This is a genomic window from Sphingosinicella xenopeptidilytica (assembly GCF_042676985.1).
GTDB lineage: Bacteria > Pseudomonadota > Alphaproteobacteria > Sphingomonadales > Sphingomonadaceae > Sphingosinicella > Sphingosinicella xenopeptidilytica.
This window is the reverse complement of the sequence record NZ_JBHTIK010000005.1, coordinates 536817-559841: the sequence shown is the minus strand read 5'-3', so window position 1 is coordinate 559841 and position 23025 is coordinate 536817. Positions and strand designations below refer to the sequence as shown.

General features: G+C 65.0%; 17 protein-coding genes. 3 read left to right on the top strand and 14 right to left on the bottom strand.

The genetic code is table 11. The features are described 5' to 3' along the window. Positions 1-19: 19 nt before the first annotated feature. The 8 genes from ACFQ00_RS10540 to ACFQ00_RS10505 form a co-directional block, all read right to left on the bottom strand. Positions 20-1123 (bottom strand): DUF917 domain-containing protein, encoded by a 1104-nt coding sequence (locus ACFQ00_RS10540; protein WP_381490084.1) that lies wholly within the window; start codon positions 1121-1123, stop codon positions 20-22. A 26-nt stretch (positions 1124-1149) separates the two neighbouring features. Continuing rightward, positions 1150-2715, bottom strand: a complete 1566-nt coding sequence (locus tag ACFQ00_RS10535) for a hydantoinase/oxoprolinase N-terminal domain-containing protein (protein WP_381490081.1) — start codon at positions 2713-2715, stop codon at positions 1150-1152. A 62-nt stretch (positions 2716-2777) separates the two neighbouring features. Beyond that, entirely contained in the window at positions 2778-4868 is a 2091-nt protein-coding gene (locus ACFQ00_RS10530) for a TonB-dependent receptor (protein WP_381490078.1), read from the bottom strand. Positions 4869-4992: 124 nt separating this feature from the next. After that, on the bottom strand, positions 4993-7668 hold the full coding sequence (locus ACFQ00_RS10525) for a LuxR C-terminal-related transcriptional regulator (RefSeq protein WP_381490075.1): 2676 nt from the start codon (positions 7666-7668) through the stop codon (positions 4993-4995). Positions 7669-7678: 10 nt separating this feature from the next. Continuing rightward, a complete protein-coding gene (locus ACFQ00_RS10520; RefSeq protein ID WP_381490072.1) occupies positions 7679-8788 on the bottom strand; it encodes a hypothetical protein in 1110 nt (369 codons plus the stop codon). Next, complete coding sequence (locus ACFQ00_RS10515; RefSeq protein ID WP_381490070.1) at positions 8781-10001, bottom strand: metal-dependent hydrolase family protein; 1221 nt, start codon at positions 9999-10001, stop codon at positions 8781-8783. Before ACFQ00_RS10515 ends, ACFQ00_RS10520 begins: the two co-directional genes overlap by 8 nt. 75 nt (positions 10002-10076) lie before the next feature. Further along, entirely contained in the window at positions 10077-11765 is a 1689-nt protein-coding gene (locus ACFQ00_RS10510; protein ID WP_381490067.1) for an MOSC domain-containing protein, read from the bottom strand. 93 nt (positions 11766-11858) lie between these two features. Next, entirely contained in the window at positions 11859-12110 is a 252-nt protein-coding gene (locus ACFQ00_RS10505; RefSeq protein ID WP_381490064.1) for a hypothetical protein, read from the bottom strand. Between the two features lie 119 nt (positions 12111-12229). On the opposite strand from ACFQ00_RS10505, the gene ACFQ00_RS10500 reads away from it, so the two are divergent. Further along, entirely contained in the window at positions 12230-14338 is a 2109-nt protein-coding gene (locus tag ACFQ00_RS10500) for a TonB-dependent receptor (RefSeq protein WP_381490061.1), read from the top strand. Positions 14339-14384: 46 nt separating this feature from the next. Here the strand turns inward: ACFQ00_RS10500 and ACFQ00_RS10495 are convergent, their stop codons facing one another. After that, complete coding sequence (locus tag ACFQ00_RS10495; protein ID WP_381490058.1) at positions 14385-15089, bottom strand: TetR/AcrR family transcriptional regulator; 705 nt, start codon at positions 15087-15089, stop codon at positions 14385-14387. Between the two features lie 163 nt (positions 15090-15252). On the opposite strand from ACFQ00_RS10495, the gene ACFQ00_RS10490 reads away from it, so the two are divergent. Both ACFQ00_RS10490 and ACFQ00_RS10485 read left to right on the top strand, forming a co-directional pair. Further along, positions 15253-17226 carry a serine hydrolase domain-containing protein gene (locus ACFQ00_RS10490; protein ID WP_381490055.1) on the top strand — a complete coding sequence of 658 codons (1974 nt, stop codon included), beginning with the start codon at positions 15253-15255 and terminating at the stop codon, positions 17224-17226. Positions 17227-17237: 11 nt separating this feature from the next. Then, positions 17238-17693 (top strand): MaoC family dehydratase, encoded by a 456-nt coding sequence (locus ACFQ00_RS10485; RefSeq protein ID WP_374598268.1) that lies wholly within the window; start codon positions 17238-17240, stop codon positions 17691-17693. Here ACFQ00_RS10485 and ACFQ00_RS10480 read toward each other — a convergent pair. The 5 genes from ACFQ00_RS10480 to ACFQ00_RS10460 form a co-directional block, all read right to left on the bottom strand. Further along, positions 17690-18058: a hypothetical protein gene (locus ACFQ00_RS10480; RefSeq protein WP_381490051.1), complete on the bottom strand. Its 369-nt coding sequence runs from the start codon at positions 18056-18058 to the stop codon at positions 17690-17692. The genes ACFQ00_RS10485 and ACFQ00_RS10480 overlap by 4 nt on opposite strands. A gap of 104 nt (positions 18059-18162) precedes the next feature. Then, positions 18163-19110, bottom strand: a complete 948-nt coding sequence (locus ACFQ00_RS10475) for an alpha/beta hydrolase (RefSeq protein ID WP_381490048.1) — start codon at positions 19108-19110, stop codon at positions 18163-18165. Further along, positions 19107-19496 (bottom strand): nuclear transport factor 2 family protein, encoded by a 390-nt coding sequence (locus ACFQ00_RS10470; RefSeq protein ID WP_381490045.1) that lies wholly within the window; start codon positions 19494-19496, stop codon positions 19107-19109. Before ACFQ00_RS10470 ends, ACFQ00_RS10475 begins: the two co-directional genes overlap by 4 nt. After that, a complete protein-coding gene (locus ACFQ00_RS10465; protein WP_381490043.1) occupies positions 19493-20698 on the bottom strand; it encodes a pyridoxal phosphate-dependent decarboxylase family protein in 1206 nt (401 codons plus the stop codon). The genes ACFQ00_RS10470 and ACFQ00_RS10465 overlap by 4 nt, the downstream gene beginning before the upstream one ends. A gap of 66 nt (positions 20699-20764) precedes the next feature. Beyond that, entirely contained in the window at positions 20765-22990 is a 2226-nt protein-coding gene (locus ACFQ00_RS10460) for a TonB-dependent receptor (RefSeq protein WP_381490039.1), read from the bottom strand. Positions 22991-23025 lie beyond the last annotated feature (35 nt).

Genomic DNA, 23025 nt, shown 5'->3' with positions numbered 1-23025 from the left:
TTTTGTCCGTTCCGCCAACTCACGCGGCTGGGAACAGACTTTCGATCGGGCGGAACTCCTCGTCGATACCGAACATGCGGGGGCCGAGGACTTCCAGGCTTTCCGGACGGCGCAGCATCGCGTCGGCACTGTAACCGAGTACCTTCACGCGCTGACCGTAGGTCAGCATCTCGCCCGTAAGCGGCTCGCCGGATTCGCGATCGAGGATGCTGATGAGATCGGGAACGATGGTGATCGTCTCGCCATTCAGGCGGCAGACGAGGAATTCATTCTGGATCTCGACGACACACTCGTCAGATGAATTCTGAAGCCCGGTCATCGTCGCGCGACCGAAATGCCAGCCGTCGCGCGTGTCGTGGGTCACGTCGGTGATCTTGCCGTCGAACAGGATGCGCGCGGTGCGGCCATCCCAGCTGTTCAGGTAATCGATCAGGCTTTCGAAAATATCGCGCGATTCCTCGCGTGCCGTGCGAATGGCGCGGCCGATTTCCAGCGTCTGCGTGATCGTGCGCTGCACCGCGAACGATTTCGCCTGCTTGCCGGTCATCGGGTAGAGCGCGCCGAACGCCATGGCACCCATCGCACCGGTGACGACGCGGCAGAGATCTTCCGCCATGCGGTCGTCGGTCGCTTCGATCGTGACGACATTGCCGGAATCGTCGATCACGATGCACGGTGTCGCCTTGCAGCCATAGATGCTGAACGTCGTCATCTCGATGTGCGGCACGGCGCGGCCGATGCCGTCCGCATCGAGCACCGGGATGCCGCTGATCGCGCCGAGCGCGAGCGGAAACATCGAGTTGGCGCCGCCGATCTCCGCGCTGATGAGCGCATCGACGCGGCGGCCGTAAAACGCCTCCGCGCGCGCAAGGATGCGGTGCAGCGTCTTTTCGCTGACGAGATGCTCGACGATCACCGAGGGTGCGCCGATGCCCGCAATCGAAAGCACGAATGCATCGTCCGGAATTTCGTCGCACGAGAGGATCTTCGGGTAGCGGCCGTTCTTGATCTGGGCGCGGACGAACAGTTCACCGACATAGGGATCGCCGCCGCCGCCCGTGCCGAGCAGCACGGCGCCGCGCGCCATATCCTGAATGTCCTGAACGCTATCGACAATGAACATGATATGCCTTTCGAAACAGCGTGAGCTCAGGCGAGCGCCGCGAGCGGGCCGACAGCGCGGACCCTGATCTGGACAGAGCCGGATTTCATGTGCGTCATCGGGAGTTCGATGATCTCGACGATCTCGACTTCGCCCTCGCGCGCGCCCGCCGCAACGGCCGCGTCAGTCGCTTCCTTGCGCGCTTGTTCGAGCGCAGCCTCGCGGCCGAGCGTGCCGACGTCGTACAGCTTGTCGACACGGCCGCTGACAAGCGCGATGGCGGCGCCGACCGCGTTTGCGACCTCCGCGTGCGCAGGCTTCAGCACCTCGGACGTGCCCTTCAGCTTGCGCGAGACGAGGATGCTGCCGCCGCCGACAAGGACGAGGGGGAGTGGATGATTGCTCGTCTTGATCTGATCGATTGCGTCCTCAATCTGCAGATGCAGGTTATCGAGCGCGGCCTCCACGGTTTCATCGGGAAGATGCGCAACCTTCGCGGGGTCGCCGATTTCGGCCTGGCCGGCGCGCACGGCAATGTCGCTCGCGGTGAGCGTTTCGCCGCCGAAGATGAGACCTTCCTCGGCGAGCCGGAAGCCGACGGATTCAGGACCGACCGTCCAGCCCTTCTCGCCCTTGCGGACGAGACTGCCGCCGCCGATGCCGATCGAAAGCACGTCGGGCATTCGGAAATTGGTGCGGACGCCGCCGATATAGTTCGCCGCTGTCGTCTCGCGCGGGAAGCCGCGCAGCAGGAAGCCGATGTCGGTGGTGGTGCCACCGATGTCGGCGACCACGGCCTCGTCGAGCCCGGTGAGGAACGCCGCGCCGCGGATGCTGTTCGTGGGACCGGCCGAGCAGGTGAGTATCGGGAACGCCGAGGCGGTTTCCGTGGTGATCAGCGTGCCGTCGTTCTGGCTGATGTAGATCGGCGCGTTGATTTCGAGATCGGCGATGGCCGTCTGCAGCGAGCCGATCACCTTTTCGGAAAGTTCGGCGAGCGTCGCGTTGATAACCGCTGCGTTTTCACGATCGATGAGGCCGAGGCCGCCGACCTTCGAGGATAGCGTAATGCGCGCGTCCGGCATCACCGCCCGCACGACGGCGGCGGCTTTCTCTTCGATATCCGGGCGGATGGGCGCAAAGTTCGCGGAGATGGCGACGGCCTTCAGCCCCTTGGCGCGGGCATCCTCCGCGGCGGCGCGGAGCGCATCCTCGTCGAGCGGGGCATAGTCCTTGCCCGTGTAGAGCGCGCCGCCGCCGACCATGTAGATATGCGAGCCCGCAACGTCGACGAGATCGTCAGGCCAGCCCGCGAGCGGCGGCACACCGTCCGCCTTCGGCAGCGAGACGCGGAAGATGGCGACCGGCGCCAACCCCTTGCGCTGCACGAACGCGTTCACGAACTGCGTGGTGCCGATCATCACCGCCTCGATCGCGGCGCGATGTTCGGGGGCTTTATCGAGGATCATGCGCACGGCATTGACGACGCCGCTGCGCACGTCCGCCGTCGTGAAGCTCTTCGCCGTCGCCAGCACTTCGCGCCCGCGCATCAGCACCGCATCGGTGTTGGTGCCGCCGACGTCGATGCCCAGCCTGTATCCGCTACCGCTCATGGTCACCTTTCGAAATAAAATGAGTTGGGTGGCGGGCGCCGGAAAGCGCCCGCCTACCCTTTCTAGAATTTCACCTTCGCTTCCACGCCGTAGGTCCGCGGCGTGCCGCGATAGCCGATCGCGACATCGAGACCGGAGTATTTCGGCTGGAAGAACTCGGAATAATACTTCTCGTTGAAGATATTCCGCGCGAAGGCGTAGATGCCGTAGTTACCGAACTCGACACCCATGCGGGCGTTCAGAAGGTCATACGGATTCTGCACCGAGGCGTTGTCAGCATCCCAGTACTTCTTTCCGATGTGCTGGTGCTCGATACGCACGAACCCCTCCACGGTCTCGCTGAGATCGCCGCGATACTGGATCGAGCTGTTGATCGACAACGGCACCGTGCGCGGCGAATGATTGCCGACGTCGGACGGAAACAGGCTGCGCTTGATCTCGCTGTCGGTGGTGCCGACCCCGAAGCTTGCATCGAGCCCCGGCGCGAGCTTGGCCATCGCCTCAATCTCGAAGCCCTTGATCTGGACCTTGTCGATCGTGTCGATGATCTGCGATGCGGTCGCAGCATCAACGTAGAAGTACTGGTAGTTCTTCACGTTGGTGAGATACGCCGCACCGTTCAGCGTCAGCTTGCGATCGAACCACTGCGTCTTGAAGCCGACCTCGAAGTTGTCGAGCGTTTCGGCGTCGAACACCGGCACGGTCACGTTCGGCGCGTTGAAGCCGCCCGAACGGAAGCCGGTGCTGTAGGTGGCGTAGACGAGGCGGCCGTCTTCAGGCTTCCATGTCAGCGTCACCTTCGGCTGCACGCGGTCGAACGAGGTCTTGCGAACCGCGCCGGTCACCACATTCGTCTGCTCGCGCTGGTCTTCGTCATAGCGGATACCGCCGGTCAGCGTGAGCGTGGGCGTCAGATCATAATCGACCTGCGCGAACGCGGCATAGGCGTTGTTGTCGTTCGTTTCGTTATTGTTCGCGATAAGCAATGCAGTGTTGTCGAACTGGTCGGTGCCGTCCAGATCGATGAAACCGCGCGTCACCAGCGCCCTGTCCGTGTGAAGATAATACACGCCGACGAGCCAGCGGAACGCCTGATCGCTCGCTGAAACGAGGCGGAGTTCCTGGCTGAAGGTTTCCAGCTTGGCGTTCTGCCCCTGCCCGGCCTGGAAGCCCAGGCCGAAGATGCCGCCCGGCGAATCCACCGGATTGCGGAAATCGAGATCGGCGCGGTTGTTCTGTTTGAACTTCGACCACGCGCTGATGCCCGTGAGCGTCGCAAAGCCGAAATCATAATCCCACTTGCCGGTGAGATCGACGCTGTGACCTTCCGCATAGGCCGGGAAATTGAACTGCGGGTTCACGAAATCGCGCGGGATACCGGAGAATACGGCCGCGTAGCTGTTCGAACCACCCCGGAAATCGCCGTATTCGGCGCGAAGGTCGAAGGTCAGCAGATCGGTCGGCTTCAGGATCATGCGGCCGCGAAGCGAATAGTCGTGATCGATGTAATCGACGTGATCGCCGCGGAAATCGTTCTTGATGAGGCCATCCGACGACGTGTAGCTGCCCGAAACGCGGAGCAGCACCTTGTCTTCGACAAGCGCGCCCGAGATGCCGGCAGAGGCATCGATCGTGTCGCCGTTCGCGTAACCGAGGTTGACGAAGCCTTCGAGTTCATTGCCCGGCGCCTTGGTCACCACGTTGATCGCGCCGCCAACGGCATTACGGCCATAAAGCGCGCCCTGCGGGCCCTTCAGTACCTCGATGCGCTCTATATCGAAGAGGGTGACGCCGAGCTGCTTCTGGTTGGTCTGCGGCACGCCATCGAGCACGAAGGCGATGGGCGGATCGGCATTGTTGATCTGGGTGAGGCCACGCATCGTGATGAAGTTGCTGCGATAGGTGTCGCCGCGATCATAAGTAATGTTCGGCACCTGCGCGATAATATCGGAGGTCGATTTAATGCCCGCATCCTCGACCGCCTGCGCGGTGAATGCCGTCACCTGAATGGGGACGTTGCGGAGCGGTTCGGCGCGCTGCTGCGCGGTGATGATGATCTCGTCGGTGTCGGCGTCCTGCGCCAGCGCCGCGCCCGGCAATATCGCCAGCGCGGCCGAGGCCAGAAAGGCTGTTCTCAGGTTACGACTCGTCATTTCCCTTACCCCTTTTTTGCTGTTTTCCCTGCGCGCCCATATTCGCGCAGAGGAACAGGCCGCGCGACGCCGGAGTCGGGTAGTGGAAGGCCCTGTCGGGTGGTGCCGCCGGGTTAAGGACCGCCTATTTTTCCTGCGCGCGCGCGACGGCGGCCTTGCGGCTCGATACGCCGAGCTTGGCGTAGATCTTCTTCAGGTGGAACTTGATGGTGTTCTCGGTGAGCCCGAGACGCCGTGCGATCAGCTTGTTGGACGCGCCTTCGGCGAGGTGCGCGACAATCTCCGATTCGCGGTCGTTGAGGGCATCGGGCGAAAGATATTGGGGCTTGGCCTTCAGCGCTCTAATCACCGTTTCCGCGTGTTGTTGTTCGAGCGGAGACGCGGCACGCTTCGCCACCCGCTCCATGATCGCGCGGACAGCGCTGCCCTCCTCGACGAACGGCGACAGAATCTCCTCGGCAAAGGCATGATGTACCGCCGCTGCCATCGCTTCATCGGCACCGGCCTCGTCGCCCAGCCGGTCGCGCACGAGCGACAGCAGCACATGGCCCTTCACCATCGTGACGAGGCGTTCGCCCGTGCGCCCCTCCTCGATCATCGCGCGGGCACCCTCCCCCGCCGCGGCGACGCGTCCGCGCGCGAGATCGATCAGGATGCGCGCCTGCATCGCAAGGTCGCGCGTGCGCCATGGCACATGGCCCGCATCGACCGCGAGCGTCCGTGTGACCGCCTCGGCACTGTCGATGCCGCCGCTGCGAAAGCGATAGATCGCCTCCAGCGCCTTCAGCAGGTCCGTAACGCAAAGGAGCCCCTGATTGCCGAGCCGCGTCCTCAGCTCGGCGATCACGCGAAGCGCCGCGGGAAGCCCGCTGCGACGCCACGCGACATCGACGATGATCGGCCAGGAAACGGCGTACTGATCGTACCACGCCTCGCCCGCACCGAACTGATCGAAAGCGACACGCACGAGGTCCGCCGCGCTTTCGCGGTAGTGCCGCAGATAATCCACCGCGGCGAGCGCCATGCGCGCCGTTGCCGTTACGGTTACTTCTATGCCGCCCGCGCCCCGGCGCCGAAGCGTGGCAGCGGCAAGCTCCGACGCGGTTTTCAGCGAACCGTGCGCGAGCGCGACGAGCACGTCGTGCGTCATCAGATGCTGTTCGGCGAAGGGCAGCATACCGATCGCCTGATATGTCTCGCGCGTGCGGATCACGGATTGGTGCGCCGCGTGCAGATCGCCACGCATCTGGTACATGACGACCATCGTGTTTTCGCACCATGCCCAGAACAGCGGCAGGTCGGGCGCCAGCGCGCGCACCTTCTCCACCTCCGCCTCGCGCGTCGGCGCGATACCGTTGATGTAGCATTCGAAGAGCAGATCGAGGGCATGGCCTTCGAGCTCGAGCTGGGAATCCCGGCCCGCGGGATCGTTCAGATAGCCGCCCGAACTCTCGCGGATGCGGCGCAGCCAGTTGCTCGCCTCCCCGAAGTACCCGGCCTTGAAATGCGCGAGCGCCGCCATCAGCTGCAGACGCGGCTGGGCTTCCAGAACCTCGGGAGGCGTTTCGCGCAGGATCGCGCGAAGCTCACCCGCGCCGTAGGTGAGGAAAATGAGGATGAACGGAATCCCGCCCAGCGTCTCCACCATCGTCGCGCGATCTCCCGCGAGATCATAGTGACGCACCGAGGCGGCATAGCGCTGCTGCTGCCAGAGCCAGTCCGCGGCGCGCCGGTGCAGCCGCGCTGCGTGATCGGGGCTGCGATTGAGGCGGGCCTGCGCATAATCCGACAGCAGCGGATGCAGCCGCCAGGCAGGCTCACCTTCCGATTCCGTTCGCTGGACGAGCGTCGGCAGTTCGGCCTCCACCTCTTCGAGCAGTGCGGCGCTATCGCGCCGATCGCGCACGTAATCGGCGAGGCTCGCCTCGACATAGTCGAACGGCGACAGCTCGGTGAGCAGCGTCTGGCTGTGCTCACCGAGCATCGCAAAGACCTGCTCGGCGAGATAGTCGGCGACCTCATCCACCTGCCCGCTGAAGCGCGGCATCCGCGCGGAGATGCCCATCCGGCCGCGCCAGAGGCGGTAGAGCTGGACGGCGACGGGCCAGCCTTCGGTTTGTTCGGCGATCGCCGCGAGTTCTGGCGCATCGGCCGGGAGACCAAGTGCCGCGCCAAGCTCCGCGTCGCTGAGGCGAAGCTCAGCCGGATCGATGATGCGGACGATACCCTGCGTGCGCAGCACCGAGACGGCGAGCGAGGGCTTGCGCCGCGTGGCCAGCACGAGGTGCACCCAATCCGGCAACGCATCCGTCATTTCTTCGACGAGGCGCGCCACACCCGGGTGATCCACGCGATCGAAATCGTCGATGATGAGCACGATCGGCCGCTCGTCGCGGTCGAGCTGCAGCAGGATCGCATCGAGCATGGTCGCCGCAGGACTGTCCCCGGTCTTGGGGCGCATGGCATCGCCCATCTCGACCCCGGCGGCGGCGAGCGAACGGGCGACCATTTCCAGAAACACGTCGGGCTCGCGATCGAGATCGGACGCGGTGTACCATGCCGCCGCGATGCCCTGCTGGGTCAGCCGCTGCCACCACTGCCCGAGCACCGTGCTCTTGCCGTAGCCGCGCGGGCCGACAACGATCGTGAGTTTGCCAGCGCGGGCGACATCGAGCGAACGCAGCACGAGTTCGCGCGTGGCGAGCGGCGCGCGCTGCACCGGCGGGCGCAGACGGCGGCGGCTTGCCCGTTCGCGCGCGCCGGACCGTTCCGTTTCGCGAGGTTCGGCCGCTTCGTTCAAACCCGGTCCTTTACGTTCGGCCCTTCCCGGCCCCCATCAGCAGCGCGCCGATCAGGCAGGCGCCGCCTGCGACCAGCCCGAAGGCATTCCAGTCAGAGGCCGCGACAAGCGGCGCCGCAAGCGCCGGGCCGAGCGCGCCGCCGAGCATCAGAAACGCAGGCGCGGCTCCAGCATGACGGGCATCCCCAAGTTGCCCTGCGCGGGCGATGACATAGGGTAAACCAAAACCCGGCAGCAAGACCAGCGCGGCGGCCGCCACTGCGAACATCCACAAGCCCTGCCCGTGCGCCATCAACACCACGTCCGCCGCGAGCAGCAGGCTGAAGCCCAGCACCGGCACGCGCAGCCCCGCCCGTTCGCCGAGCAGGCGCGCGAGCAGCGGTCCGACCATCATGACGACCGCGCACGCGGCCATGATCTTGCCTACGAGCTGCATGTCGAGGCCCTTCGCGGCACCGAGCGGGAAGATCGAATTCCATGCCATGCTCTGCCCCACGAACATCACGGCAAGGCCGATGAGCACGAGCAGCGCGCGCGGAATGGGACGGAAACCGGTGCTGCTCCGCTGCACATCACCGTGGAGGCCCACCACCATCGCGAGGAACGCGCAGAGCGCAGTTGCGGTGAGCGCCCCGAACACCGCCGCCACACCCACGGTTTCGACGAGCGGCGGCAGAACGATGTAGAAGAGCGCTGCAAAGCAGGCGAGACCGATCTGCATCGTGGCGAGCGTCTTCTGCGCATCCACCCGCTGTGCCGCGAGTGCCGTCGCTGTGGCCAGCACCACGCCGATTGCCAGACCGGACAGCAGGCGTCCGACAACGAACGCGGCGTCCGGCGCAAGCATTGCGAGAAGGTTGGCGCCGACCGAAACAGCTGCTGCGCCAAGGCAGAGCGGCCGCGCTCCGATCCTGCCCGCAACGGCTGCAGCGCCAAGCGTGCCTAGGCCGATCGCCGCCATCTCGCCGGATGCCACCACGCCGGCAAGCTCGCCCCTTGCCTCCGATGCCGCAAGCCAGAGCGGAATCGCCGTCGTTCCCGAAAACCCGGCGATGTTTCCCGCGACGAGACTGAAGACCGCGCTTTGACGTTCCGGCGCGGGCGGCTGCGACTCAGACAAGGGCGTTCCTGCGGATACGTCCGTCGGCAACGATCAGTGCGATCCGGTCGTGCTGTTCGAATATGGAGATGTCCTCCAGCGGGTTGCCGTCCACCAGCAGCAGATCGGCAAACGCGCCATGCGCGATCGTGCCCAGTTTCCCCTCCATCCCGAGCAAGGCCGCGTTCACCGACGTCGCCGAGCGCAGGATTTCATCAGGACTCATGATTTCGCGGCGGAGCGCGAACTCCCGCGACTGGCGGTTCATCACCGTGCCCAGAAGATCGGTGCCGAACCCGATCTTCGCCCCCGCCGCCCGCAGGCGATCGAGCGACGTCGCGGCCTGATCTCCAACCTCGGCCACCTTGGCGAGTGCCGCCGCAGGAAGCCCCATCGAGGGGCCGACCGCGCGGATCGCATCGATGATCGCCAGCGTCGGCACCGCGAAGGCATCGTGCTCAACGATCGCGGCGACGCCGTCCGCCTCCAGCATCGTTGCGTGTTCGATGGAACGTACACCGTTCTTCACGCAGCGGATCGCGGCCTCATTCGTGTGTGCATGAGCCATCACGTAGGTACGGCGCGTGGCGGCCTCCGCGACCGCGACGCGGATTTCCTCGTCGCAGAACTGGTTCATCCAGATGGGATCGCTCGGCGACAGCACGCCGCCAGACACGAACAATTTGATCTGGTGCGCGCCGCGCCGGAGCTGTTCGCGCACCATCTTGCGCATCTCGTCCGGCCCGTCGACGACGACCGACAGCGATCCGCAATAGGCGCAGGCGCAGCCATCGAAATGATCGGGATCGCGCATGTCGCCGTGGCCGCCCGTCTGGCTGATTGCGAGGCCGGGGTAGAAGAGGCGCGGGCCGTTGATGAGGCCCTTCGCCAGCCCCGCCGCGAGCACATGATCACCGCCCGCCGCATCGCGCACGGTCGTGAAGCCGCGCTGCAGGGTATCTTCCATGATCTTGCGCGCATGAAGCGCACGGAGGCCAGGCGGCATATTATCGATCACCGCCGGGTTCGCCTCCGCACCGTAACAGTGGAAGTGCGCATCGATGAGCCCGGGCATCGCGAAACGGCCGCCGCCATCGATGCGCTGCGCATCCGATCCGGTCACGGGTTTGTCGGAGACTTCGCGGATCGTGGTTCCTTCGACGACGATCGACATGCCCTCGCCGAGTACGGCCTCTCCGTCGAAGACAGTCACGTTTTCGATGATCAGCGTCATGAGTGCAGGTTCCTGTATCTTGCGCCGCGCCGCAAAGGCCGCAGCGGGTGGTGACGACGAAATCGGGGTGGCGGCTTAGCCAAGGGCGATGGTCACGTCTGCGGAGGCCGGACGCGCGCAGCAGAGCAGGACACGGTCCGCCGCGAGCGGCATGGCGGGAGACGGCGAATGCTCAACGCTACCCAACACGAGCGTGCTTTCACACGCGCCGCAGCTCCCCGAACGGCAGCCGAATGCCGGCGCGAGGCCGGCGGCTTCGGCGAGGTCGAGCAGGCTCGGGTTCGCGGCCTGCGTCCATTCCGCGATGGTGCCGCCGAAATCGACCTTTGCCCGGGCGATGGCGGGAACGGCGTCTGCCGCACCGGGCACGAACGATTCCGATCGAACCTGCCCTGGCGGGACACCCATCGCGACGAGCGCCTCGCGCACCATCGCCTCGAACGGTGCGGGGCCGCAGATGTAGACGTCGCTGAAAATGCCATCCAACTCGACATCGCGGCCGAAGGGCGCTGTCTTGTAGGCAGGCGCGAGAATATCGCGCAGCCGCTCCGGCGTGAGCCTTCCCGGTTCGTGCCCGGCATCGCCCTCACGCGGCGCGGAGTAGAACACGTGGGCCAGCGCCGCATCTTCGCCCGCAGCCGCGAACGCGTGCGTCTCGCCGCTCCGCGTCTGGTGAATCCAGAGGAGCGGCGGCTGCACGTCCTGCCGCGCCCGGTGCGCCTTCAGCATCGCGAGCATCGGCGTGACGCCGATCCCCGCGCTGATCAGCACGACGCGCATGAAACCGTCGCGCTTCAGCGTAAAACGCCCCGCCGGGGGCCGCGCCCAGACCGTGCCGCCGCGTGCGCCGATCTCGTGGAGGAGCGCCGATCCCGCCCCCTCCGCGAGACGCTTCACGGTGAGGCGGTACTGCTCCGGCGTGTCGTCGTGATCGGAAAGCGTCCAGCTGCGGACCGGAGCATCGTCGCCGTTCCCGAGCCGGACGGTGAGGAACTGCCCGGCGAGCGCCGGCGCCAGCGGCGCATCATCGAGCGGGGTGAGCGCGAAGGAGGCGATGTCCTTCGCTTCCGCGCGCAGCCGCTCGGCCCGAAAGGGGCGCCAACCGCTCCAGCGGCCCGTCTTGAGCCGCGCCATGTCCTCCAGACCCGCGATGCGTTTCGCCAGCATCCCGCGCGCCTGTCCGCCGAGCCACGGGTTGGCAAGGGGCTCGCGCAGCGCCTGCGGATCTGCGTCCCGCGCGACGAGCAGACGAGAGAGATCGCCGACGGTGATCGCCGAAGGATCGGGCGCTTCGATCGTGGCAACGTCTCCGGCGCCGACCGGTCCCGGGCTTTCGACCGCAAGGTAGAAGCCGATATGGCCGCTTTCGATCATCGGCCCGAGCACGCTGTCGGGCTGATCCATGCGCCACGCGAACTTGAAACACGGGATGCGCGGCGAGGTGACACGGAACACCGCGCCGCCGATACAGACGATATCGCCGATCCGCAGCGTGTTTTCATCGAAACCGGAAACGACGATGTTCTCGCCGAAGCGGCACCAATCCCACGCGGCGCGATCGACGCCGAAGCGCGCCGCCCACATATCGTAGTGCTCCGCAGGCGCGGCGAGGACGGCTTCGGTGTGGACCGCGGTCTCGTTGCCTTCCGGTCCGCCCGCACCGAACCAGAGCGCGCCGGGCGCAGGGCTGCGCACGATCGAGGTGAAGGTGCGCTGCCCCCTCACATCCTGCCACACCGGCCTTGCCGTGCTGACGGCCGCCACTCTCCGCTCGATCCCCATGGGGAGAGGATAACGCCTGTGCGTGTCGCAACAATCCGGCGCGATGGGTGATCCCCCATCGGTTCGGGTAGCGGGCTAATCCGCGCTGTCGGCCAGATCCATGAAGCGGCGCGCTGCTTCGCGTTCCTCCGCATCCTCGAACGCCTCGAGATCGGGCGCATCGCCCAGCATGTACATCAGCGCCCAGAGCGCGAAGCGCCGCCCGGCGTTCGTTTCGAGGCCGAAGTCGACACGCATACGGTCAAGCCCGGCAGTGAGCGCCGAGGCGTTCAACGCCTCGATCTCGGCGGTGCCGAAGTAGCGGAACAGAAGATCGTGAAAGTCCATGCCCTCCCCATAGCCCACGCGCGCCGCCGAACACGAACGAAAGCGACGTTGACACGCTCCTTTTCGTTGAATACAAACTCAATGAGTTTTAATTCAATATTATAAAAAGGGGGGTACTCATGAAGGGATTTTCCCGTTTGTGGATGGCGAGCAGCGCGCTGGCGCTGATGGCGCCGTATGCGGCGTCGGCCGAAGAGGCCGTGCCGACCGACGAGATCGTGGTGACCGCGCAGAAGCGCGCGCAGGCGCTGCAGGATGTGCCGCTCAGCATTTCGGCGCTCACCGCGGAGCAGATCGAGAAGCGCGGCTTCGACGGTTTCACCGACTACGCGCGCAGCGTGCCCGGCCTGTCGTTCGTGGATCGCGGCTCGGGCCGCAACAAGATCACCCTGCGCGGCGTTTCCACCGGCGTCGACCAGAACCACCAGTCCCCGGTCGGCATCTACATCGACGAGACGCCGGTCAGCTTCCCGAACAACGAGCCTGACCTTCGCCTTTACGATGTCGAGCGCATCGAGGTTCTGCGCGGCCCGCAGGGCACGCTTTACGGTGCGGGCTCGATGGGCGGCACCATCCGCATGATCACGGCGAAGCCGAGGCTCGACCGCATCGAGGCGTCGGTCAGCGGATCGCTCTCCACCACACGTCACGGCGATGAGAGCGTTGCGCTCAACGGCATGATCAACGTACCGCTCGCCACCGACAAGGTCGCGATGCGCACCGTCTTCTACTACCGCAATGAAGGCGGCTTCGTTGACAACGCACAGCTCGGCAAGAGCAATGTGAACGATGCCGAGACCTGGGGCGCCCGCTTCTCGCTGAAGATGGCGCCGAGCGAGACGTTCGACGCGACGGCGAGCATCCTCCTCCAGCGGTCCGACTTCGGCGGCACGCAGGAGATCGACCCGACGCTCGCCGGCCTCTCCCAGCGCCGCGCCGTCGCCGAACTGCGCAGCGACGACCTCACCGTCTACAGCCTCGTGCTCCACAATGATTTCGGCTGGGCAGATCTCGTCTCGACGACGAGCTATCTCGATCGCAAGATCAACGACAACCGCGACGTCACCGCCTTCCTCGGCGTGCCGGTGCCGGTCTGGCTCAACAACGTCGTGCCGGACAAGAACTTCGTGCAGGAAATCCGCCTCGCTTCGCCGAGCGGCGGCACGGTCGAATGGATCGCGGGCCTCTACTATTCGCGTCGCAAGAACTCGCTCTATCAGCTTGCGTGGCACGGCGGCCTGTTCGGCATCCCGACGACGACCCCGCTCCTCGACAGCGACATCAACAACGTGACGAAACAGTATGCCGCGTTCGGCGAACTCAGCGTCAACGTGACCGAGGCGCTGAAGATCACCGGCGGTCTGCGTGCCTTCAAGGTGAAGGAGCGCTTCAGCAAGGTTTCCGACGGCATCATCGCGGGCGGTTTCTCGTCGGATTCGGGCGGATCGAGCGAGAGCAAGATCAACCCGAAGATCAACATCTCGTACAAGGCGACGCCCGATATCCTCGTCTACGCGCAGGCCGCGCAGGGCTTCCGCGTCGGCGGCCCGAACACGACCATCCCGCCGCTTGGCGGCGTATCGGCACCCCCGACGTTCGATTCGGATTCGCTGTGGAACTACGAGGTGGGCTTCAAGTCCGACTTCCTCGGCGGCAAGGCGACGTTCAACGCCTCGCTGTTCTACATCGACTGGAGCGATATCCAGGTGACGGTGACGCGCCCGGACGGCTTCTCGTACGTGACGAACGGCGACAAGGCGAAGAGCAAGGGCGCGGAGGTAGAGCTTTCGCTACGGCCCGTCGGCGGCCTCGAACTCGGGGCGACGCTCGCTTACACCGACGCCTATCTCGCCGCGAACAGCGCGAGCGGCGCGGGCCTCAAGGGCGACCGGATTCCGGCGGTGCCGAAGTGGAGCTACGACATCTTCGGCCGGTACAGCTTCCCGCTGTCGGACGCGCTTTCGGGCTACATGCAGGCGAACATCCAGCATGTCGGCGGCAGCTATAACGGCTTCCCGAGCGACGTTCCCGCGCCCGATCTTCAGCACAGCTACGAGCTGGCGAACGCGAAGATCGGCGTCGAGACCGGCGACCTCGACATCAGCCTGTTCGTGAACAACCTCTTCGACAAGCGCGCCGAACTCTTTGTCGACACGACGCTCGGCGACCAGCGCATCAACGTCAATCGCCCGCGCACGTTCGGTATCAGCGCGAGCAAGCGGTTCTAGTAAACGTTCTCAGTACCCCGCGACCGCGTTGGTCGCGGGCCCCTCACTAGCGACTCGCAATGGGCGCGACGGCGATAGCAGCCGCCGCGCCCAATTTTTCGCGCGGCGGGTTGGCGAGGAAAACTGCGCGGTAGGTGAGCGTCGCCAGCGCCTCGGCGAGTTGGTCGCGCGAGTCGACGCAGCCCACGAGATCAGGATTCTGCTGAACATAATATTCGTGCACGACACCGTCCGACATCGAGCCGAGGCAATAGGCCATGAGCAGGCTCGTCTTGCGATCGAGCTTCTCTGGGCCGAGCGCTTCGGACAGGCGCCGCGCGAAACTGTGCGTCCATTGACGGTTCGAGGCCTTCCAGATTTCACCGAACTCGGGAATCTCTTCGGAGGCCTGCAACATGCAGCGCATGAGCCCCGGCTGCTCCTCGAAATGTCCTATCAGAATCTTGTATTGCTCGCGCAGCGTTTCGAAGAGGTCGTCGCTCGGGGTGACCTTGCGCGCCTTCGCCGTCATCTCGGCCATGTAGTCGGACAGCACCTCGCTCGTCACGGCCTTCAGATCGGGGAAATAATGATAGAACAGCCCGACCGCGACACCCGCCTCGCGCGTGACATCGGCGATGCGCATCTGCCGGTAGCCGATGCGGCCCAGTACGCGGATCGTCGCTTCCTTCAGGCGCGCGCGCGTTTCGAGCGCCTGCTCCTTGCGGCTTAGCGCGGCCTTGCGCCCCGGCGCTTTTTTTGGCCCGTCCATGGCTGTCTCCCCGGATATCCAGCGATCAGCTAGACAGGGTTGAACATGAGTTCAATGAATTTCCTCACGCACTCGGACGGGCCGCGATTTCGATTGACAGGGTGGATGCGATGAATATTTACTCATTGAATATTAATTCATCGAAACTTCATGGTGGGGATCCATGCCGATGCGCATTCTGAAATGGCTCGCCTGTCTTGCCGCGCTTTTGGCCACACCCGCTGTCGCGGCGCCGGCACAACCTGTTGAAGCTTGGGCCGACGCGCTGTTCCAGCCCGCGCTGAAAACGCACCGCTTCACGGGCGCCGAGATCGTCGTCGTGGAGAACGGCGCGGTGACGTTCGCCAAGGGATACGGCCTTGCCGACCAGGCGACCGGTCGCGCGATGGACCCTGCGGCGACCGAGGTCCGCATCGGCTCCACGACCAAGGTGATCACCGCGACCGCCATCGCCCAGCTTCACGAAAAGGGCCTGATCCGCTCGCTGGACGACCCCGCCAACCGTTACCTGAGGCGCGTGCAGCTTCCCGACTGGAAAGGCCGCCCGGTCACCATCTGGCACCTGCTGACGCACCGCGCCGGCTTCGAGGACAAGGCGTTCGGGCTGGGTACGGACCGGGCCATCGCACATCCCGTGAGCGCGGACGTGATCGCCCGCGCGATGCCGAAGCTGGTGCGCGAACCGGGCACGTGGTCCGTCTATTCGAACTTCGGCACGGCCGTGCTCGGCCTCATCGTCGAGGACATCTCCGGCCAGCCGATCGACCGCTATTTCAAGGAGCACATCTTCGCGCCGCTCGGCATGGAGCGCTCTTATCTGAACCTCGCGCTCTCCCCCTCGCCTGCACACGCTCGCCCCTATGCCACGTTCCCGAACGGCGAGCGGCAAGCGATCGGTTATGTACCGATGAACCCGTTCATCGCGCCTGCGGGCGGCGTCAGCACCACGGGGCTCGACATGGCGCGCTTCATGATCGCGCAGATCGAAGGCGCAAACGGCAAGCCCTCGATCCTGTCGGCGGAGGGTTTCCGGCGGATGCAGACGCGGCACGTCGCAAACCACCCGGCGACGACTGGCTTCGGCATGGTGTTCATCGAAGGCAATTGGAACGGCGCGCATGTCGTGGAGCACGGCGGCGGCTGGCCGGGCTTTCAGACCGTGATGGTGCTGGTGCCCGAGCGTGGCATCGGTGTGTTCGCCTCGATCGTCGGCGAAGGGCCCGTTGTCGACCTCACCGAACAGCTCCGCTCGCTCGTCGGCAAGACACGGCTTGCGGCGGACCCGGCGAATCCGGTCGAGCCGGTGCTGAACTCCGCCTTCGTGCGCGAGGCGGCGCTGACGCGTTTCCTTGGCGCCTACCGTCCCGCAGAAGCGCCGGTAACGCGACCGGCGAGCGATTTCGCCGGAACCTATTGCCGCCAACGCCGCTCCTACAGCACGGTCGAGGCCGCGTTCGATTTTCTCGGCGCGGGCTATGCGGTGATCACGGCAGCAGCAGGCGCGGACGGCACGCTCACCATTCGCGGCGTGCGCGGTTATCGGCAGATGGCGCCCGGCGTGTTCTTCAATCCGGACGCAGCACCGAAGGCACTCGGCGATCCGAACACGTCCGCGCTGTTTGCCTTCACCACGAGCAACGACACGGCGACCGGCATAGCGCCGCTGCTGTCGGTGGACGCCTGGGAACGGTGCAGCGACACGTGGAACCCGCGCGTCGCCGGAATGATGCTGCCCGTGCTGCTGCTCATCGCTTTCACGGGCATCCTCTGCCTGTTCTGGCCGGGAAGCGCGCGTGCCGAGCGGCTCTCCCGCTGGCTGCCGCTGCTGCAGCTCGGCACGGTGATCGCCCTGCCGCTCGTGCTGCTCGGCTTCTACGCGGCGGACGACGGCATCATGTACCATGTGCTCGAAGCGCAGCGGGGGCGTTTCATCGGCCTTGCGATCGTGGGCAATCTCGGCGCGCTCGTCGCCGCGCTGACGATCGCTGCTGCGATCACGGCATGGCTGCGCGGCTGGTGGGGCGAAGGCCGCCGCGCCGTTTTCCGCCGCGTGCATTTCAGCCTCATCGCCATCGCTGCGACGGGCATTCTAGCCTTCCTCGCCTCGCTCAATCTTATCGGATGGAACCTGCCGTAATGGGAACGGACATGAAATCGAAAATCGGAAAACCGCTCGGCACCTCGCGCTGGTTCGACGTGGAGCAGGCGCTGGTCACGCAGTTTTCCGCGTCCACGCTCGACAACGACCCTATGCATCTCGATCCCGAATGGTCGAAGGCGAACACGCCGTTCGGCGGGACCGTGGCGGCGGGCTTCTGGACCACATCGATGCTGATCACGATGTCGCACGACATCGGCTTCATCGATGCGTTCGGCGAGAGCGAGGGCGGCGCCTGGTATGCGCTGAACTACGGCTTCAACCACATGCGACTGATTACGCCGGTGCCAGTGGGAAAGCGCATCCGCGCGCACATGAGCCTGCGCGACTTCCAGGATCGCGGCGAGGGCAAGTTCCTGTTCACGATCGACGTGGAGGTCGAGATCGAGGGCGAGGAGAAACCCGCGCTCGTCGCCGAATGGCTCGCGATGGTCTTGCGGTCCTAGCGCGCGGGCTTGCCGGGCGGCCTCGGGCGGCGTGGCTGTCCCGGACGCGACGGGTTCGGTCGCGGTGCGCCGCGCGGGCCGGTCGGCTGGGTCGGCTGCGGACGGCGGGGCGGCGGCGCGAGATCCGGGTTCAGCACGGTGTAGCCCTCCTTCTGGAGGCGCGTGAACGCACCGCGTACGCTCGCAAGAATCGACGCCTGCAGCGCCTGCGGCAGATCATCGAAGGTCGTGTTCGGATGAATGGCGCTGAGGTCGCGAAGCAGATTGTTGGGCACGCCGCCGGACGCCGTGCGCAGCGCGGAGACGCCATCAATCACCGCTGCGACGATGGCCTCCCGCATCACTTCGGCCGCCGGTTTCACCATGACCTTCAACTCCTGCCCAATATCGCGAAGCGCTATACACAGCCCCGCGCGGGCACGGAACCAGTAATCCGCTCCAATGAGGCCAGCACCCGCACTTCACGCGGTCATTGGGATTTTCCGAAGAACATCAGGAGTTCGGCATTGAACGCAGGCACCACGACGCCGCCATGGCTTTCGCCGTCGAAGACCTTGAGGCCGGGATAACGCAAGCCCGGATAGGCGCGGCCGCGCAGCCGGGTTTCGAAATCGGCAAGCTGCGCCACCGGATCGGGATTGCCGAGGCGCGCGACGATCTCGGTTTCCTCGGCCTTGAGTTCGGGCGGGAGCGCGAGCACGTGGGCAAGCGTGCGCTCCCTGTCGCCGACGCCGAGAAAGAGCGTCGCCCGAAGATCGTGGTGGCGCCTTGCCCAATCCGCCTCGCGTGCGAGGAGGTTGCCGTCCGCCCACAGGATCGGCGGGCTGGAGAGGCCGTAATAGCGGAAGCTTTCCGGGCGCGAGAGCAGGACGTGAAGGCCGAAAAGCCCGCCAAGCGAATGGCCGACGAGCGCGGCGTTCGCATTGTCCACGGGATAGTGCTGCGCGATGCGCGGCTTCAGATCGGTCTCGATGAAGCGCAGGAAGGCATCGGCCCCGCCTTCCCTGATCTCCGGCCGCTCGCCCACGATCTTGCGAAGGAGCGCGGCGTGCGGCGCATCGCCGACGGGCGTGTAGTCGCGCAGGCGCAGCGTGATCGTGTCGGCCATGCTCTGCACGGGATAGCCGATCCCGACAACCGCAACCGGCGGTATGTCCCCCGCATCGATCAGCACCCGGACGATTTCGGTGAACAGCGGAAAATGCCCGTCGGCATCGAGAAGATAGACAACAGGGAGGCGCGCACCCGGGCGCGTTTCGGACGGGACGAACACATGGATGCGGTGATCTGCGCCCGTATCGCGCGACGCTATGTCGAACGTCGTGGCCGCCGCGGCGAGCGTGCTGCGCGTGATGTCCGATGCCGCGACAGGAACCGGGGCGAGCAGCAGGAAGGCAAGCAGAAACCCACGTATCATGCGTCGCCCCCCAGATCGTCGATGCCTTTTGCATCCGCATGATGGGCATAGAAACATTTGTTGACGATGATCCATGCGCCATTCCGCTGCGCGAGCGTCAGATAATCGGTGTAGTACCGCCCGCGGAACCAGTCGACGACGCGGACGATCGCGACCGGCCCGGTGCGATCGACGAGATCGATCCGCCATTCCGTGTGCGCCTCGCCATCGTAGGGCGTTTGCAGCATCGCGGCGAACGCATCGAGATCGCGGCGAACCTCGCTGCCGTCGCGCCAGCCCTGAAAGCGTGCTTCGGGATCGAAGACCTGCCTCAGCGCCGCTTCGTCACCCCCGACCATCGCGTGGTAATAGGCCTCGACCACACTGCGGATCGCATCTTCACTCACAGTTCTTCTCCCACCGCCCGCAGATCGGCGGCAAACCGCCCGGCAAGCGGGCCGTCACCGGCGCCGATGCCGAGATGCAGCCCCGGCGGTTCCCGCACGGCGAGCGTGAACCAGCCGCGCCGGGCCATGCGCCGATGCACGAGCTTCATGTCATGACACGGCGAGGTGACCACGACGAGACTGAACAGCGGATCACCCAGCACCGTGAAGCCCGGCACCGCGTTCACCGCCTCTACGAAGGCGTGCCGTGCGGCGGAAAGATCGTGCGCGAGCCTGCGATACCCGTCGACGCCCAGATAGCGCATCACCGCCCATGCCGACGCGAACGGTGCGCCCGGCGCGGTTCCGGCAAGCGTTTCGGTCGCCATCGTCGGCAGCGGGTGATCGGAATAGACGAAATCGATCGCTTGTGCTGGCTCATCCGCAAGCAGAAGCACCGACGCACCCTTTGCGGCATAGCCGTGCTTGTGGAAATCCGCGGACATCGACGAGACGCCGGGCACGTTCAAGCCGCAGGGTGGAATCGCCTCCCCGTTCATGCGCTGGAACGGCGCGAGAAAACCCGACATGCAGGCATCGACGTGAAGCCACAAACCACGTTCCCGCGCGAGCGCGCCGAAGGCAACGACATCATCTTCCAAACCATAAGCGTAGGATGGAAACGAGATATACAGCATTCGTGTCTGCGGCGTGATCGCGGCGGCCATGGCCGCGAGATCGGAGCGGTGATCCGGTCCCACGGGCACCCGGATCAGCCGGGCACCAAGCAGCGCCGCGGCCTTGTCGATGCACGGATGCGCGGACCACGCCGTCACGATCTCGGGCACGCCATCGGCGGGGTCCGTGCTTTGCAGGCAGGCGCGGAGGGCGAGGATCACGCTTTCGGTGCCGCCCGAGGTGAGCCTCGCCGTGGTGCCCTCCGGCGCCCCGAGAAGTTCGAGCGCCCATTGCTGAAGCTCGCCCTGCATCTGCCGGATGCCCGGCGGTTGCGGCAGGCCGGGATAGGATGAGACGCGGCCGGCATGGGCGAACAGGCCATACGCCTCCGCGGCGATCGCCGAGACGTCCGGCGCCGCGAAGAAGCGCCGGGCGAACCCGATGTCCCGCACGACATCGGCATCCTGCCGCGCGAAATCCCGAAGCCGCTGGCTGACGGTATCGGCGGAAAGACCTTCCGACGCAAAGGGAACGCGATGAGACATGAACCGGGCCTTGAAAGAACCACAACGCTCCGGCGATGCGACGGCACCGCCGGAGCGCGGGTGCGACTAGAAGTTGAACGACAGCTCGACACCGTAGGTGCGCGGCGGCTGCAGGAACGCGACCGTGAAGAGGCCGGGCACGTTCGTTGCGTAGGAGGCGACGGTCTCGTTGGTGAGGTTTCTTCCATAAAGGCTGAGCGACCAGCTGCCGTCGGCAGCCTTCACGCCCACCTTGCCGCCAAGCCACCAGTATGCGCTCTGCCGCGAGGCATTCGGTGATCCGGCGAGCAGCGCATAGCCATCCCGCCAGCTCGCTTCGCCGAAGGCGAATAGGTTCAGCGTTTCGGTGACCGGCTGATCGAAGGACAGACTCGTGTTGATGCTCCACGGCGAGCTGTAGGCCGGGCGCAGCCCCTTGTTCGCGCCGCCGGTGATTTCCGAATTGATGTAGCCGACGCCGAGCGACCAGGTGAGTTCGGGCGTCAGCACCGCTGCGGCATCAAGCTCGAAACCATAGGTGCGGACACCCGGTTCATTTGCAGTGACATAGCGGAATGCCGTGGAGTCGTAGATCAGCGTCTGCTGGTCCTTCACCTTCATGTAGAAGTTGGTGAGATTGAAGCGCAGCTTGCGATCGAACAACATGCTCCGGAGGCCGAGTTCAAAGGAGTCGATATACTCGGGCTTCACGCTTCCGCCCGAAAAGCCGGAATTGAAGCTGGCGTTGAAACCGCCGCCCTTGAAGCCGTGCGCGTATTTCGCGAACGTCGAGACATCATCGGTCCAATCGACCGTGAAGGTCAGGTCGCCTGTCAGCGCTTTGTCTGTGACCTTGTTGCGCGTCGTGCCGAGCTCGACCAGCGCACCGAATTCCGTCGGCGCCGGATCGTCCGCCGTCAGCATATCGACATAGTCGCCGAAATCGGGATCGGTGCCATCGATGCCGAGCGCCTCCAGAACACGGATGCCGCGCTTGTTGATCGTATAGCGAAGTCCGCCCGTTACGCTGAAGCGATCGCTGAACCGATTGGTCGCCGAACCGAAGGCCGCATAGCTCTTCGTCGTCGATCGGGAATCGTCGATGGTGCTCGCACCGGCGATGACGGTTCCGGTGTTCACGCCGAACAGAAAGTTCTGATAGTTCTTCAGTGTGTCCCGGTAATAATAGAGACCGGTGAGCCAGGTGAAATTGCCGCCCGAGGGCGACGCAAGGCGAATTTCCTGAGAGAACTGGTTCTGCTTCTGGTCGTTGCGTGCCGTTGCCACGAAGGTTCCTGCGCCAGACGGTCCCCAGTTGAGGTCCGGATCGGCCTCCTGGATCGCCGAGACATCATAGGCGCGCGCGCTGGTGATCGAGGCGAGCGTCATCTCGTTCGGGAATGTGTAGTAGATGTTGAGCGCCCCGCCGCCGACCTTGCGGAAGCCATTGTTCCAGACGTCGCCGTTCGCCTCGCGGTCCGTGATGTCCGGGGTCAGTTTCACGATATCCGGCGGGCCGAAATAGCCGTGAGAATCGTGGTTGTCGTAGTCATCGTAGTCGCCCGTCAGCAGGATGGTGAGGTCGTCCGTCGGCGTGAACGCGAGCTGGCCGCGAAACGACCATGCGTCCGTGCTGTCGAGCGGCTTGTCGAGCGAGGCGTTGCGACCGTAGCCGTCGTTCTTGATGCGGGCGATGCCGATCTTGCCGGCCAGCTTGCCCGGCACGATCGGACCGCTGACGACACCCATCGCGGTCAGCTCATCGTAGTTGCCGTAGCTGATCTTGCCCTTGACCTTGAAATCGTCGGAGGGGCGCTCGGTGACGATATTGATCGAGCCCGCCGTGACGTTGCGGCCCTGCAGCGTGCCCTGCGGTCCACGCAGCACCTCGACGCGTTCGATATCGATAAGGTTCGTCGTGAATCCGGCCGCGCGGCCGATGTAGACATCATCGAGAATGACCGCGACGCCCGTTTCGAAACCGGGGGCATTGTCGGCCGAGTTGATGCCGCGAATGCTGATCGAGGTGCTGAGCGTCGTCAGACGGCTGAAGTTGAGGTTGGGAATGCTGTAGGACATGTCCTGCACATTGTTGAAATTGTGCAGTTCGATCGATGCGGAATCGAAGGCCGTCACGGAGATCGGCACATTCTGCAGAGATTCCTGCTGCTTGCGCGCCGTGACGATGATTTCGGGAAGCGCGACGGCTGCCTCGTTCTCCGCCGCCAGAGCCGGGCTGCAGAATGCCGCAATGGCAATCGCAGGCAATGCACCGGCGAGAAGCCCGTGCCGGAATTTTCTGTTGTGGATCATGGTTTCCCCCTTTTTTGGTTCAAGTTGAATTTGGC